Annotated in this window: 24 protein-coding genes and 1 pseudogene; 10 read left to right on the top strand and 15 right to left on the bottom strand. The window is 30.2% G+C overall.

Annotated features, from left to right (window positions below; translation table 11 throughout):
• The first annotated feature begins 27 nt into the window (after window positions 1-27).
• The 3 genes from H7355_RS15305 to terL all read left to right on the top strand — a co-directional run bounded on the left by H7355_RS15305 (window position 28) and on the right by terL (window position 2,598).
• Window positions 28-633 carry a hypothetical protein gene (locus tag H7355_RS15305; protein ID WP_186649957.1) on the top strand — a complete coding sequence of 202 codons (606 nt, stop codon included), beginning with the start codon at window positions 28-30 and terminating at the stop codon, window positions 631-633.
• 95 nt (window positions 634-728) lie between these two features.
• Entirely contained in the window at window positions 729-1,196 is a 468-nt protein-coding gene (locus tag H7355_RS15300) for a helix-turn-helix domain-containing protein (protein ID WP_186649954.1), read from the top strand.
• On the top strand, window positions 1,186-2,598 hold the full coding sequence (terL, locus tag H7355_RS15295; protein WP_186649951.1) for a phage terminase large subunit: 1,413 nt from the start codon (window positions 1,186-1,188) through the stop codon (window positions 2,596-2,598). Before H7355_RS15300 ends, terL begins: the two co-directional genes overlap by 11 nt.
• Window positions 2,599-2,602: 4 nt before the next feature.
• On the opposite strand, the gene H7355_RS15290 is transcribed toward terL, so the two are convergent.
• On the bottom strand, window positions 2,603-3,433 hold the full coding sequence (locus tag H7355_RS15290) for a ParB/RepB/Spo0J family partition protein (protein WP_186649936.1): 831 nt from the start codon (window positions 3,431-3,433) through the stop codon (window positions 2,603-2,605).
• Window positions 3,430-4,305: a ParA family protein gene (locus tag H7355_RS15285; RefSeq protein WP_186649933.1), complete on the bottom strand. Its 876-nt coding sequence runs from the start codon at window positions 4,303-4,305 to the stop codon at window positions 3,430-3,432. Before H7355_RS15285 ends, H7355_RS15290 begins: the two co-directional genes overlap by 4 nt.
• A 203-nt stretch (window positions 4,306-4,508) precedes the next feature.
• Between H7355_RS15285 and H7355_RS15280 the strand changes: the two genes are divergently transcribed.
• Entirely contained in the window at window positions 4,509-4,703 is a 195-nt protein-coding gene (locus tag H7355_RS15280) for a hypothetical protein (RefSeq protein WP_186649930.1), read from the top strand.
• On the opposite strand, the gene H7355_RS15275 is transcribed toward H7355_RS15280, so the two are convergent.
• The 11 genes from H7355_RS15275 to H7355_RS15225 form a co-directional block, all read right to left on the bottom strand.
• The gene (locus tag H7355_RS15275) at window positions 4,677-5,222 is read right to left on the bottom strand and encodes a helix-turn-helix domain-containing protein (RefSeq protein ID WP_186649926.1); all 546 of its coding nucleotides are present in this window, start codon (window positions 5,220-5,222) and stop codon (window positions 4,677-4,679) included. The two genes, H7355_RS15280 and H7355_RS15275, sit on opposite strands and share 27 nt — an antisense overlap.
• Window positions 5,223-5,288: 66 nt before the next feature.
• On the bottom strand, window positions 5,289-6,065 hold the full coding sequence (locus H7355_RS15270; protein WP_186649921.1) for a hypothetical protein: 777 nt from the start codon (window positions 6,063-6,065) through the stop codon (window positions 5,289-5,291).
• Between the two features lie 115 nt (window positions 6,066-6,180).
• The gene (locus tag H7355_RS15265; RefSeq protein ID WP_186649919.1) at window positions 6,181-6,744 is read right to left on the bottom strand and encodes a hypothetical protein; all 564 of its coding nucleotides are present in this window, start codon (window positions 6,742-6,744) and stop codon (window positions 6,181-6,183) included.
• 23 nt (window positions 6,745-6,767) lie between these two features.
• Window positions 6,768-7,352, bottom strand: a complete 585-nt coding sequence (locus H7355_RS15260) for a hypothetical protein (protein ID WP_186649917.1) — start codon at window positions 7,350-7,352, stop codon at window positions 6,768-6,770.
• Between the two features lie 2 nt (window positions 7,353-7,354).
• On the bottom strand, window positions 7,355-7,621 hold the full coding sequence (locus H7355_RS15255) for a hypothetical protein (protein ID WP_222435739.1): 267 nt from the start codon (window positions 7,619-7,621) through the stop codon (window positions 7,355-7,357).
• A 252-nt stretch (window positions 7,622-7,873) separates the two neighbouring features.
• Entirely contained in the window at window positions 7,874-8,110 is a 237-nt protein-coding gene (locus H7355_RS15250) for a hypothetical protein (protein ID WP_186649912.1), read from the bottom strand.
• Between the two features lie 75 nt (window positions 8,111-8,185).
• Entirely contained in the window at window positions 8,186-8,833 is a 648-nt protein-coding gene (locus H7355_RS15245; protein WP_186649909.1) for a hypothetical protein, read from the bottom strand.
• A gap of 67 nt (window positions 8,834-8,900) precedes the next feature.
• On the bottom strand, window positions 8,901-9,614 hold the full coding sequence (locus H7355_RS15240) for an exonuclease domain-containing protein (protein ID WP_186649906.1): 714 nt from the start codon (window positions 9,612-9,614) through the stop codon (window positions 8,901-8,903).
• 3 nt (window positions 9,615-9,617) lie between these two features.
• Complete coding sequence (locus H7355_RS15235) at window positions 9,618-9,845, bottom strand: hypothetical protein (RefSeq protein ID WP_186649902.1); 228 nt, start codon at window positions 9,843-9,845, stop codon at window positions 9,618-9,620.
• Window positions 9,842-10,024, bottom strand: a complete 183-nt coding sequence (locus tag H7355_RS15230; protein WP_186649898.1) for a hypothetical protein — start codon at window positions 10,022-10,024, stop codon at window positions 9,842-9,844. The genes H7355_RS15235 and H7355_RS15230 overlap by 4 nt, the downstream gene beginning before the upstream one ends.
• A gap of 29 nt (window positions 10,025-10,053) precedes the next feature.
• The gene (locus H7355_RS15225; RefSeq protein WP_186649895.1) at window positions 10,054-10,338 is read right to left on the bottom strand and encodes a hypothetical protein; all 285 of its coding nucleotides are present in this window, start codon (window positions 10,336-10,338) and stop codon (window positions 10,054-10,056) included.
• A 189-nt stretch (window positions 10,339-10,527) separates the two neighbouring features.
• Between H7355_RS15225 and H7355_RS15220 the strand changes: the two genes are divergently transcribed.
• The 4 genes from H7355_RS15220 (at window position 10,528) to H7355_RS15205 (ending at window position 12,202) form a co-directional block, all read left to right on the top strand.
• Window positions 10,528-10,956, top strand: a complete 429-nt coding sequence (locus tag H7355_RS15220) for a hypothetical protein (protein WP_186649892.1) — start codon at window positions 10,528-10,530, stop codon at window positions 10,954-10,956.
• A 479-nt stretch (window positions 10,957-11,435) separates the two neighbouring features.
• Window positions 11,436-11,681, top strand: coding sequence for a hypothetical protein (locus H7355_RS15215; protein ID WP_186649888.1), 246 nt, complete (start codon window positions 11,436-11,438; stop codon window positions 11,679-11,681).
• Window positions 11,682-11,685: 4 nt separating this feature from the next.
• Window positions 11,686-11,952 carry a hypothetical protein gene (locus H7355_RS15210; RefSeq protein WP_186649885.1) on the top strand — a complete coding sequence of 89 codons (267 nt, stop codon included), beginning with the start codon at window positions 11,686-11,688 and terminating at the stop codon, window positions 11,950-11,952.
• Entirely contained in the window at window positions 11,912-12,202 is a 291-nt protein-coding gene (locus tag H7355_RS15205; RefSeq protein WP_186649882.1) for a hypothetical protein, read from the top strand. Before H7355_RS15210 ends, H7355_RS15205 begins: the two co-directional genes overlap by 41 nt.
• Here the strand turns inward: H7355_RS15205 and H7355_RS15200 are convergent.
• The gene (locus tag H7355_RS15200) at window positions 12,199-12,606 is read right to left on the bottom strand and encodes a hypothetical protein (protein ID WP_186649879.1); all 408 of its coding nucleotides are present in this window, start codon (window positions 12,604-12,606) and stop codon (window positions 12,199-12,201) included. The genes H7355_RS15205 and H7355_RS15200 overlap by 4 nt on opposite strands.
• A 345-nt stretch (window positions 12,607-12,951) precedes the next feature.
• Between H7355_RS15200 and H7355_RS15195 the strand changes: the two genes are divergently transcribed.
• The gene (locus tag H7355_RS15195; RefSeq protein ID WP_186649875.1) at window positions 12,952-13,266 is read left to right on the top strand and encodes a type II toxin-antitoxin system HigB family toxin; all 315 of its coding nucleotides are present in this window, start codon (window positions 12,952-12,954) and stop codon (window positions 13,264-13,266) included.
• 22 nt (window positions 13,267-13,288) lie between these two features.
• Window positions 13,289-13,657 (top strand): helix-turn-helix domain-containing protein, encoded by a 369-nt coding sequence (locus H7355_RS15190; protein ID WP_186649872.1) that lies wholly within the window; start codon window positions 13,289-13,291, stop codon window positions 13,655-13,657.
• A 257-nt stretch (window positions 13,658-13,914) separates the two neighbouring features.
• On the opposite strand, the pseudogene H7355_RS15185 reads toward H7355_RS15190, so the two are convergent.
• Window positions 13,915-14,238 (bottom strand): annotated as a pseudogene (locus H7355_RS15185) (hypothetical protein); the annotation flags it as partial.

Here is a 14,238-nt window from a genome sequence, read left to right as displayed (position 1 = left end):
GACAATCGAAAATTCACGGAGGAATCGGTGGCTGTTTCTAAATCAAAAAACTATGAAAACATGAGAAAATATTTAGATAGAAATCTCAATATTTCATGCGCAAGCAAAAATTCCCGACTTTTTTTTGACAAATACACTAAATCTTTAAAACCTACAGACTGGCAATCAATTAGCATCAAAGATCTTCAAGAGTACGGCATCCATTTCGTTACATTTTCAATATGGCGAGAAGAAATGATACAAAAAGGTGCATTGATTTGCATGGCTACTAAGGAAGAAATGAAAACAAAAGATGTAAATTTTAAAGCTGGGATGTTCAAATATGGGTCTAAAATTAAAAAATATATTGAATCAGAACTAAAAATGTCAATTCACGAAAAAATGGACTCAAAAGCAGATGAGGAGCGAGTAATAAAGTTGGAAGAAAACGTTTCGGTGTTAGAAGAAAAAGTAAATACACTGGAAGGAAATATGAACAACATGGCGACATTAATACTTAAAGTTTTACCTCCTGACACGCCAGAACGAAGAGTTATTCTCGATGAATTTAAACATGATCCAGTTGAATGTATGCGTAGATTAAAATTAGATATGGATAAAAATATTAAAGAAACTGGCCACATGTTTAATTAATATTTTGTAGAACTGACATCTTACCAACAAAACCCTCACATCGCAATTTAGACAGTCCGTTATCTCCTCTGTTTAATACATGAGGAGGTAAGACTATGTTACGACAAACACAAAAACCAAAAAGAAACCCCCGTGGAGCGGGTCGCAAAACAGCATTTCATGAAAAATTTCATGATGAAATTATAGAGCACATGAGCAAGGGCTACTCAGTTAACTATTTCGCATCAAAAATAAAAGTTTCAAAACAAACAGTTTATAATTGGATTAGAGAAAATCCAGAGTTTAAAGAATCATTTGAAATTGCCACCACTGCATCGCAGGCATATTGGGAAAGTCTAGCATTAAATAATGCAAAAACCGCAAAAGGAAATGGGAATCAAATTCAGTATCAGATGTCAAAACGTTTTCGTGATGATTACGGAGATACTTCTTCAATAAATATATTTAATTCTAACAATCAAAATAACAATAAATCTGTGACTGAGATGACACGAGAGGAGCTTGAAGCTTACGAGAATGAACTCAGAAAATCTTTAATTGAAGATAACAAAAATGACAATTGATATTAAAGAACGTATTAAAATACTTGAGAGATTAAGAGAAATTAATGAAAGAAAACATGAGCAAGATGACTTTTTAAATTTCTGCAAAAAAAGTTTTTCTGATTATATTCCTGGCTGGGTACATGTTGATATATGCAGAAGATTAGAGAAATTTGCGCAGGATGTAATTGATAAAAAATCACCTCGTCTCATGATGTTCATGCCTCCTCGCCATGGAAAATCATTTCATTTTAGTGAGAGATTTCCCGCGTGGTTTCTGGGTAAATATCCTAAAGGCGAATACATTTCTACATCGTACGGGCAAACATTATCTGAGGAGTTCTCAGGAAAATGCAGGGATTTAATTAAAGAGGACTGGATCCGAGAGATTTACCCGAAATTTAATCTTAAAAAAGACTGTAAATCATTACAAAAATGGCGCACGACTTATGGCGGATCTTTTATAGCTGGCAGTGTGGATTCTGGGATTACTGGCAAAGGCGGTCACATAATTTCCATTGATGACCCTCATAAAAATGGGCAGGAAGCTCTCTCGGATACAATGAGAAATAAGGTCATTAATTGGTATAAGTCCACGGTTTATACTAGGCGTCGCAAAGGTGCTGGAATTTTAATAATACAAACCCGTTGGCATGAAGACGATTTGAGTGGTTATTTATTAAGAACAGAACCTCATAAATGGCAGGTCGTTTGTTATCCTGCCATAGCAACAGAGAATGAAATATATAGAAAAAGAGGGGAAGCGTTATTTCCTGAGCTTTATGATTTAAATGAGCTTGCAGACATTAAAGAAACAATTGGTGAATACAACTGGAACGCTCAATACCAACAGGATCCGTTACCAGCAAGCGGTACTTTATTCAAAAGAGAGGATTGGCGATATTACGATCAGTCATTCAGTTTTTATGACCGCATTATTCAAACGTGGGATTTTTCTTTCAAAGGATCGGAAGATAACGATTTTACCGTCGGGCAAGTTTGGGGCAAAAAAGGAGTTAATCTTTATTTGCTTGATCAAGTACGTGGTCACTGGGATTTCCCACAGCAAATCGAACAAGTGAAAATGCTATCCCGTAAATACCCGTTAGCACATGCGAAATATATTGAAGATAAGGCGAACGGTAGCGCTGTTATTTCAATGTTGAAAAATAAAATTTCAGGATTAATTCCGTTCAATCCTAAAACTGAAAAATTCAACCGTGGTTTAGTTGTGCAACCCTTTCAGCAGGCTGGAAATATATATCTTCCAAATCCTCGCACGAACCCGTGGGTCGATGAATATGTTGCTGAAATGAGCAAATTTCCGAAAGCAAAATATGATGATCAGTTTGATTGCACTGCATTAGCTGTAATACAATTAAACAACGGCGGGCTAGAACAATTGCGCGCTCTCGTTGGTTAACAAATTAAAATTTAAACCCAAAAAATTTTAACGCGTTTTCTATTAAGTTTTTTTCATAATCGCTTATTTTATTTTCAGAAATATATTTACTAAATTTCTCACTCGTAATTTTTTGTCTTGGGGGAACGCGTTCCCCTTTTACTAAACCGCAAATAAATTTAAGCTCGTCTAAAAGCTTTTCTTCACTATCCCACTTTTTTTTGGAAATATTGCAAAGAGAACGCAGGCTGAATTTTTCAGGGAACTCTTTGATTAACTCTCTTGCTTTTATTGGCCACTGACCAACTTTTATTATATTTTTAATATATTTTTTATCTCGACTAAATTTTTTCGCTATGTCGTCAGCATCCCATCCTTGCGCAACTAGATCAGCGTAGCCCTCAGCTACATCAATAGGATGCAAGTCTTCACGTAGTAAATTTTCAATTAAAGCATGTTCAGTTCGTTTTGAAGAATTAGATGAGTAAACTTTAAGATTAGCTTTAATTTTTTCAATACCAAGTTCTTTGCATGCTAAGATTCTTCTATGACCAGCGACAGCGATTAGTTCAAAATCATCACCATCAATGTTTCTCCTAACCTCAACTAGAACTGGCTGGATCACTCCCTCACTTGCAATACTATTCTTTAAATCCAAAAATTCAGGTTTACTAATATCAATTCTGTTTCTAATATTTTCATTTAATTTTATCTGATTTACATTTAAAGCCACCGTTTTATTTTCTTCAGCAGCTTTTTCATAAAGTAAAACAGTATTTAGTCTATCAGAATTAGAAACAACGCTAGCAAATCTACTTAATTTTTCAGCTTCAATCGCTTGACTAATAGTACTCATATTTCAAGATCCTCTATTTCGATAGAATTTAAACTGTAATTTTCTTTCTTAATTTCTAATTTAGAAGTTGCTCCTGTAATTTCTTTCTGTGCTAAATCAATCTGTTTTTGAGCTTCTTCAGCTAGGCTCAAATATGCTTTTGAAATTGGGCTTTTTTCTTTATAAATAATTAGTGCTTGATGTTTCATCGATGCGCCATAAATCATTTGAGAAAATGGAATAATAGTTTCAAAAATGTGGATATCATTTTCATTACCTATTTTTCTTAGAAGCTTTTCACCTGCTAATTGGAATGCGCTTTTTTTATCGAATTTCTGAATTACACATCCAAGCATTTTTAGATTTGAATTGTAGTATTGTTTTATTTTTTCGGCATTGCCAACAACCATTGCTAGCCCGTCAATCACGTCGTTTTCAGCAAACATTGGGACCAAGTAAAAATCACTCTCACGAAGTGCTGACTGAAAAAGGCAATCAGGATTCGGATTTGTATCAATGATGACAAAATCATAACTATTCCGAACATCATTTAAAACATCTGCCAATAAGAAAAGCTGTTCAGGCTTTCCTGTATGACGTAAAACTATTTCCTCTAAAGCTGTCGAACTTGGTAGTAAATCTAAATTCTCTACATTTGTTTTCACTGCAAACTTTTTAAAATTAACTTTTTTTAAAATTGCATTAGCTACAGATTGTTCTGATTTTAATTCACGACTACGAACATTCAACAATTCAGTAGCATTTGCTTGATAATCAAGGTCCACCAAAAGAACTTTTTTTCCAGAATAAGCAAGACATGAGGCTAGGTTAACAGCGCACGTTGTTTTTCCCGAGCCCCCTTTTTGGATTGTTACAGTCAAAATCTTTCCCATTTATTGTCTCCTATTTAAATAAAAATATTCTATTAAAAATTTTGCATATTAGTTAGAGTCAATAGTTTGGGGGAACGCGTTCCCCTTTTTTGATACTATGACTAAAGCGTCTCCATCATCAAGGCAAAAAGAAATTGAATTTCAAAAAGACTAACAAAAAGCAAAGTCGTGGCGCAGATCATCATGAAGACGCTGGGGATTAAATGAATGAAATTAAATGGGTGAGTGAAAAATTAGAAATAAAAAAAGGGGATAAAATAACTATTAAAAATAAAAAAACTAATGAAATTTTTGAATCAATAGCTGATTTTAATGAAAATGGTGAGTTAAAGCGCAAAGAATCTGACAAAATATTCATAGAAGAAACGGATTTAGAAATTATAAAGCCCATACTTTAATTCAAGACCCAATTCTTTACATTTTAATAAAAATATAACAACTTGCTCTTTAATTGCTTTATCGGTTAGTAGTATTTTATCAGCTAATTTAATGTTTATATCAAATTTTGTTTTAGTAAATTTTGAATTATCACCCCATCTAGTGATTAATATTTCACCATCGATGTGTTCTAGTTTGCAAAATTTTGAGTAAAATCTAGTTTCACTTTTTTCATATAAAATATCGTTTGTGATTTTATCGGCAATTAAAAACACTCCATCAGTTTCTTTTTTGTTAATACTAGGGGTAGTTTTTTTTAGCTTATTTTGAACATGAATATCAGAGAATTTACTACGTATAATCCCAAAATCTTGTTTTGTCTCTTCACAAAATCTTCTTAGATCATTTAAACGTGGTTTCTTTTTTCCGTTTTCCCAATCTCTCCAAACACTTTGGCTTTTTCGTATGATGTAAGCAGCTTCTGTTTTGCTTAATCCTGCATTTAATCTTATTTCTCTAATAATTTCTGATAATTCCATATATCAGCCTTTCTATAATGCTGGATTTATCAATCTGAGTATTTCAGTAAATATCTTATAAAACTATTATGATTTATCTTTACTTTTATAAATAACCAATCCAACATCACTGTCTTTCATGTAAAATTCATAATTAATTCCATTTAAACTATAATAGCTTAAATCGACTCCGTTAACCTTATTAAGCTTGGTTTTTTCAAAAAGTTCATTATAAATTTCAAAAGCTTCTTTCTTTTCAAGATTTAAATCAGTGGCATAAATAGCTGCGGTAAAATTAACAACTATTTTAGCACTCCGTTCATAGTCTTCATTACGTTGAGCTAACACTTTTATTTTATTAAGAGATGAGTCATTAGCAAATTCAAATATTATAGAGCAACAAACATTTTTTGTAAAAATTTTGCTATTAGGTTCTTGTGGGTAAATGGATAGCTTATCAATTGTCTTAAGTAGTTTAGATGATTTTGCTATTTCGTTATATCTTTTTTTAAAATCATTAAAATCAATTACATTATCAATATTGGCTATATTTTCGTTACTACTTAATGCTTTATTATCAGTATTTTTTTCAACTAAAGTTTCATTTAACATTATATTATCTGTATTGTTTTTAACACTATTGTCAACCTTAGCATCAATATTTTGAACTTTATTTTTATCAACAGCATGAGGTGCTAAAAATAAAAAAGCAAGAGAAAATATTAAAAAAGAATAAATAAAGAATTTTCTCTTTTTACTTTTCAAGTATTTAAATAAAGTTAATTTAGGGTAAATTATTCCAAATATTGAAAAAAATGATAGTAATAGAAAAATAAAGCATATGAAAAAAAATACATCAGTCATAATGATCCCTTCATGTGAAAATAAATTTCTGAAAATCATTGCATTCAAAAATATAGAAGTTTTATATTATTAAATCATTTGGTTGTCTAGTGTGGATGAAATAATAAAATTGAACTCAAATATTCTTTTCTTTTGCAATGCTATTTACAACAATTTCTAATGTTTTTTTAAATTTCTCAGTGTCAATTTTTCTGTTACGCATGTTCTCACGTGCCTTTTTTCTGCTAAGGTAATGCTCATCATTATTACTGGACTCATGCATTTCACAATAATAGTTCTCATTTTTATCACGACAAAATTGCGTGGGATTTTGACACACAACGCACAGCGTTAAAGGCAGAAATGCTTTTGATTTAAATAGATTGCAATGTTTGCAGAAACCCACGCCATTTTTGTAGTTCCTACGCTCATATTCATGGCCACTACAATTTAAATATGACTGATATTTATCAAATGCATTTTTCTCTGCTTCTTCAAGCGTAAGCGCTACAGAACTACAATAATACGTTTTTGGATTATCTAAATAAACTTCAAAATAAAAACCAACAAATTTATATTCACCGTTTTCTAATCGTTCGTCGTCGTCATGTGGAACCAGAGTTACGCCCGAACTCCATTCACAAATCGATCCATAATTGTAATAATTATATGCAATTTTTGCGCCCGCGTAATTTGTCATATTAGAGCCTCATAAATTAATATTTAATATAAATTGTATTCAAATTTCAATTCAAACATGTTTTCAATATTACAAAAATATTTTTTATCAATATTTTCTCTGAGCATTCTGATATTTACGCGCTTAGAATATCGTTTATTGTTTAAAAATACCTCGTTATCGTATGAAATATTATTCTCTCGATGTTTCTCGCAAAAATAAACATTATCATCATTTTTACAGTATTCTGTAGCAATACTACATATACTGCATTTAAATCTAAGAGGAAATGGATTCAGACTAAACAAACCGCAATGTTTACAAAATCCAGAATTACTAGTGTATTTTCTGCGCTCAAATTCATGATTAGGACAATTGGAATAAATTAAGAGCATTTTATAACCTAGTTTTTCAGATTCTTCAAGAGTAGGCACGGTTGGACTTAAAAAATATGAGTCTGGATTTTTTGAATATATCTCAAAATAAAACCCACGCGGAAAAAATTCATTTAACGTTTCGTTATAAACATCATCTCTGTTTGGTATTAAAATAGTCCTGTCAGGCCATGTGCAAATAGATTTATAATCAAAATTATTAAATGCAATGTATGCGCCCGTGTGATTTGTCATATTTAAGCCTCAAACTTTTTTAGCTCATGTATTTTATATACATGGTTTATGCTTTTTCCGTTATAAACATGACAGGATTTTTCAATGTCATATTTTTTAACATTTATATCATCGTGCTCTTTTTTTAATCTAGTTATAATATCCATTATATATTTCCCAGCGATTTCTTCGTTATCAAAATAAAATTCTAGCGTGTCCTTATAATTATAATGAGCCATGACGGATATATAAAATATACTCATTTTTATTCCTTCATTTATAAAATTCATCGAATTCTTTTTTAGCCTTTAAAATCATTTTATTTCTATGTTTATTTGATATAAACACAAATAAATACATAGATAAAACAGTAGTAATAAACACTATTAATAACAACAAAAAAATACTTGAACTATTATTTGAGTTAAAATATACATTAATATTAAAATTTATATCTACGGTTTTAATTACATAATATACTAACGAAATTATACTAGATATAATTGCAGATATTAGAATTATTCTCGAGTGATAAATCTGTGTCATTTTAGCATTACTCCCAGCTCACTATCTGCATAATCAATGAAAATTCTATTGTTAGATTTTTCCACAATCGTTTTTTTAGACCATCTCCCCTTTGCTTTTCTTCTCTGAACATAGCAAAAATAAAGGCCATTAACGTACTCTATAAAATATTTTGATTCATAAATGAATGAGTCTGAAACTTTTCTTACTAGAGCGCTCATACCAAACAAATCAATATTAACTAAATTTTGCATGATGATCTCCTCTTTAATTCAGAACTAACATAACACAAAATAATAGAGAAAACGAGTCAAAAAAGTACTACAATTTTATTTTTCCTCTTTTAATTTTACTCGTGCTTCCTCAATTTCCTCTTTAGAAATAGCCTTAAACTGTGACGTATTGTAGTAAACAAAGCTTCTCGTGCTACCCTTGATTCGTTTCGTTCCGAGTGGCTCAATGCCACGAGATTTTAAAACAATTTTTAAATTGATGTGTGATATACCTAATTTTTCAGCAATTTCCCTAGCTAAATATTCACCTTTTGGAAGCTCCAATAACGCGACAAACCACGCTGGAGCTTTCGAGCCTGTTTTTTTATGCGGACGATTAACGCGATTTTTGTAAATATATTTCTCTCTCTTTTCCTCTGATAAATTGCGCATTATTTTTGTTGTTCTTGATGCATTTTCAACAGAATCAAAAGATTCTTCTTCACAATTAAAAATTAACTCTGACCAAAGTTTATATTTTTTAACGTTACCCAGTGTTTTATCTTTGTAAACATAACGTATATAAATAGTTAGTTTATCTATGTTTTCTTCTTTATATTTACTAATAAAAAAATCTTTAGCTACTGCTTTAATTTTATTTTGTAACAATTTTGATTGATAAACTATTGCGTTATTTTCCCAATCGTAGTCTCTAGGAGGATATTTCTCTTTTTTATAGCTGATTATTATTAGATATGTTTGCAATTTATAAACCTCTCATGAATTTTATATTAAATATGTCTAGCTATTACTCTAGACTATTGCAAACATGCTAGGCAATTCTCACGTCAAATGCAAATGATTTGATGATACTCTGTAACTCAGAATCGTTTGCAGATCGTACATTTTTCCACCAAATTTTATCCGCAGGGTTCCACCTAAACCCAGCTTTTTTTACGTCCTCTTTTTGCTCAAATTTAGCTAACGATATTATTTTAATTTCTGGTTTTTTCTTTTCTTCAATTGCTCGAGTAATTTGATCAATTGAATTTGGTAATTTAAACAGAATTTGAGCTAACATAGTCACATCTGCTAATGCTCTGTGAGCACCATCAGCAACAATGCCGTACGTGTCTGCAATCGTAGTTAATTTTTTATTTATTGTTTGTACGTCATACGTGATATCGCGATACGAGCAGATCCATTCCAAAATTTGATTGTCGCTATTCTTTAAAATTATTCCGCTTTGCTCGACAAAAGATTTATCAAATTCAGCATTATGCGCAATCACGCATACACATCGCTGTGCGTATGTTTTAATTAAATCAAACGGATCAGCAAATGAGTTTTTAACTCCGTCTAACATATCCTGTGTTATGCCCGTGATTTTTTCTGAATCTTGATTTGTTACCGCATATATTAAAGAAGATCTCTCTGCTTCAATTATTTTGCTTTCTAGATCAACAACAATTGCTGCAACCTCAATAATTGAATCTTTTTTACAATCTAATCCTGTTGTCTCAACATCTAAAATTAGTGCTTTCATATTTTATTCCTCGTTTTCTTCTTTTGTAATTATTAATTTTTCTCCATTTTTTCCAGCATTATATGCTAATTCCATCATGTGTGTTATTATGTAGCAGTCATCAAAATTATCATTTAGCGACCACGAATCTAGGTCGCTATTTTTTAAAGAAAACATTTTTTTATCATCTATTATAATTTCAATTTTGATGCTACCGTCTTCACATTCTGTTGTAATTTCATTTACTATCATTGCATTTCCTTATTTATTACAGAATAAATAATACTATCATCGAAAAAATAACCCAAATCTATCAATTCATAAAAAACTTTTTTAGCATCTAGTTCAGATTTTGCATAAATAATAACATTTGAATCAAACTGATCATCAATATATTTGTATGAAATATTAAATAGTTTTAACGCACTCATAAATACTCCAAATATAAAGCACAGAGCTATTAGTTCGGCTCTGTGAACTCAATTAATTTGTTATCAATTAATTCAAGATGTGCTTTTATTTGTTCTGATGTATTTATGTTAGAATGTTTTAAAACTAGATAAACGTAATATAGATCATCATCGCTAAAATCTGCAAACTCGTTGCATTTGCCCATTTCGTTTAGAATTTTAACATCTGATTTGTTCATGCGTATGTTGCGTAGTCTAGATTCGATTGTAACTCTCTCGTGCAAACTAAAAATCATTTTTCTTAATTCAAAATTGCGTGCGATGTAGCTATACATAGTCTGGTCTCCATTTTGAGGATTGCTTGTGTTCACTATGAACATTTTGATCGTACATGTAAAATAAACATTGTCAAGTATATCATGTTATTATTTTTAATTTTTGTAAGTTGACAATATTTTGTTCGTACTGTAAAGTACCCTTGTCATCAAGGTGATGGCAACTAAATCCCAAAGCGGAGACGAGACATGACACATTATAGTGAACGCTATTTTGATAATTGCTATGCAAACGACAGTTCAACATTGATTGAGATTGACGAAACACACTACAAACCATTCAACAAATCTGATATTTACAAAACATTTTTTCTATCTAAAAATTTACAAACTTTGTATGTGTTTGAAACGTATTCCGAAGACCAACATTATAGCTACTCTGAAAACGATTTTAACGCTCCAGACTGCATTGATATATACGAGGATTTGTCATCATATATTATAGATATTGTATACTCAGAATACACATGTATCGACGACGAAACCACATACAATAATGTTGAGATATTTTTAGATAATGGTGATAGCTACGAGTTTCACGACGTGTCAGATTTATATGACGACAATAAACGCTATACTCTATTAAACGCAATTAATAACAACAAAAAAGCCGCATAAGTGCGGCTAAATAAAGTATTCAATATCTAATTGTAAAGTCTAGAGTTATCTTAAAAATAGCTTCTAGCATTATCAATTTTAAAACCAGAATAAATAGAATTAATGAAAAAATATTTCGTTTATATTTATAAATATTTTGAGAAATAAACATTAATAAATCGGTACATTTTTCTTTTTTTTTATCTAGTAAATTCATTTATAGCTCCAATATTTTTAATAGACATAACCAACAATATATTAATAAGATCTTTATTAAATAAAAAAAAGTTTTTGCATGTGCAAAAACAGAAAAATAGTTATCCATATTTTTAAAGTGTTTTAATTCTCATATTTTTGCATATTTTTGCAAAACTAAGGTTTTTGTGTGCATTTTGCAAAAACATGAGAAAGCGAGCGTCTGCCTAGACTTCATGAGAGCAGTAAAAAATGGTTGAAATTATAGAAAAAGAGATTAAAATTTTGATAAAAGGAGGCAACAAATGTTATTAGAGACTAATGTATCGGCCTGCGTAGACCATAACAACGACTATAATACTCATTTAAATAGTTATTTAGAGCATTTAAAAATAGAGAAATCAAAAAAAAGAAGAAAAAAATGTAACAAATTTGATTTTTCGTTGCTTAGGTTTCGCCCATTTTTGCGTCATCAAATTTTTTTAGAGCGTGAGATAGAAGAAATAGAGAGACGGATTGAATATTGTCATGATCATAACGAAGGAGTTTAATAAAATGAAAGAGCAGATAATAAATAATGGTATCATGTATGATAATTTTAATGAAGATTATACTTATAATGTTTATATTGAATCATATGAATTCGACAATGATGGAAAGCGTAAATATTCGCATGTAAATCAAGAAGCTTTAAAAACTTTTAAACGTGATCAAAAATCTGAAGCTTTGGAATATGCAAATAGTTTAAAATTAAATTTTGAAGGAGTTTGCAAAGGTTTTAATGTTAGAGTTTCAACCCATCCAACAATGTATAGCCTGTAAAGAAAATGATACATTGCTACTTGATTTAGAAATCAAATTCGTCTTAGGAGTCCTCATGTTGAATGATCCTACTGATAAAGAAGTTTTAATTAGTATTATTAGTGAATTAACACACTTCAAAAATAACTTTAACGGACATAAATCTATATTTCGCTTTAGTTTGCAAATTGAAAGGCTTGATAATTTAAATAAAAAAATAAATAATGATATTAAATCCTCTGATTTAATATTACAGAGTTTATTTTTTTAAAGAATATTTATAAATTTATGAATAATAAATAAAATAAATCCTATAAAAATAAAAACATGGTATGTAATAAATAAGGCGCTTAAACAATAATTGTTTTTATTATATTTATTTATTAAACTTTTGTCTTCTTTATTTTCAATAAGATTAATATTCAATTTTAATGATTTAATTATATAATGAACCCTAAAAGCGAGTACAATTTCGCTAAATAAAATAGATAACCAAGAAAGGATAAGCAAAATATTATATATATCATTACTTTTATTTGAGAACTGTATGCTAAAACTTAAAGCAGAAAATCCTATAAGAACTATCCCAAAATCATATCTAAGCTGAATTTTAAGCACTTCTTTATTAAGATCATTAGATAATGCTCTATTTTTTTCTTTAATGTTGTCATTCATTTATTTTTCCTGATTCATAAAAGTATATTTATCTTCAATATTGATTGTAGCGTTAAAAATTTGCAGAACAAAAAACTTTAGCCAACCCTTTTGGACATTCTAACAACAAAATCTGTAGCTAAAAACTGCCCGAAAATGTAACATATTGATTTCACTTATGATAACCTGCATTATGATGTGTGAAAAATCATCCTTTTAAATGTTATTTTTACACTTAAATAGGGTTGGTATAGGGCTTCGTTGTTATTATATCGTCTAAAAAATTATATCATTTTGATATTGACAGCTATATCATTTTGATATAAAGTTTATTTATTGAAGAGCGATAGCTAAGGAGGGCTTCACGTGAGGATCATTACTACAGGACGGTTAAATGAGTATGCTGAGCAATATCCCGACTCAAAAAAATGGCTTCAGAGCTTTAAGCTGATTACAAACAAAGCAAAATGGGCTTCATTTGCAGATCTTAAAAAAGATTTTCCTCAGTCTGACTTGATAGCGACGGATACTACAAAAGATTCTCGCATTGTATTTGATGTAAAGGGTAATAAGTACAGAATGATTACACACATAAGTTTTGAGTATCAGGTAATTTATTTAAAGGCTTTTTGGACTCATGCTGAGTATTCTAAAGTTAATCTGAAAATTTATAAATTATAGCAGCGAGAAAGAGAGGTTATTTATGTATTTAAGGGGATTTGAAATCAAACCAATCAGAAATGATGGCGAATATACAGAAGCTGAAAATTTTGTGGACAATTTAGATCATCATTCGTTAAATGATGAGGAGAGCAAACTTTTTAAAATATTGTTGGAATTAATGGGATACTATGATGATAAATATATTAACCCCAAATATTATTTTACACCCAAAGATTTAATACAGTTTTTACTAGAAGACAATGGATTTTCACAAACACAATTAGCTGAATATTTAGGAGTTAAACAACCAAATATTAACGGAATATTAAAGGGAACACGAGATTTATCAAAAGATCTCATGAAAAAAATACACGAGAAATTTAAAATACCCTATGAATCAATGTTTTAATAAAAAAAAAGCCCTAGGCGGAGCGCAGGGCTATCTCTTTCTACTCTAGGCAGATGAGCTTATTTTAAATAACTACATATAGGTACCCATGTTGTAGTGTTACCTCTAAAACTAGAAGCGAGCTTTTATTGAACTCTCAGCCTCCTGAACCTAAATTTTATTTTTAGATCTCAGCCTAGTTCAGTAAAACGTAGAATAATTACAAACATACTCAAAGTCAAATTTTAAAATTTTACCCATCAAATGATGGTTGATTTTTACAAATATTGGAGTGCATACATTGCAATACAAATTGCGTCAGCGATTCCATCGTGTGGTGTTCTAGCTCGTGGCAAAATTAGATTTTCTTTTTTTGTTAATCTTGATGCAACTAAAATACCACGCTCTTTTTTAAGATTTTTGTCCATTCCTTTAAAATATTTTGATGTCCAGCTAATCGGGTATATTTCTCTATAATCATATTCAAAATATTGGAGTACGCCGATCAAGATCCCGTAATTAATTCCTTGTTGCAGGTGTCCTGAATTGTGACGCTGATTTGATTGCGTAGGATGTTCAATAACCGTGTAAGGTTTTACCCC

It is taken from the genome of Fluviispira vulneris (genome assembly GCF_014281055.1).
GTDB classification, from domain to species: domain Bacteria; phylum Bdellovibrionota_B; class Oligoflexia; order Silvanigrellales; family Silvanigrellaceae; genus Silvanigrella; species Silvanigrella vulneris.
This window is presented reverse-complemented; position numbering and strand designations above follow the sequence as displayed.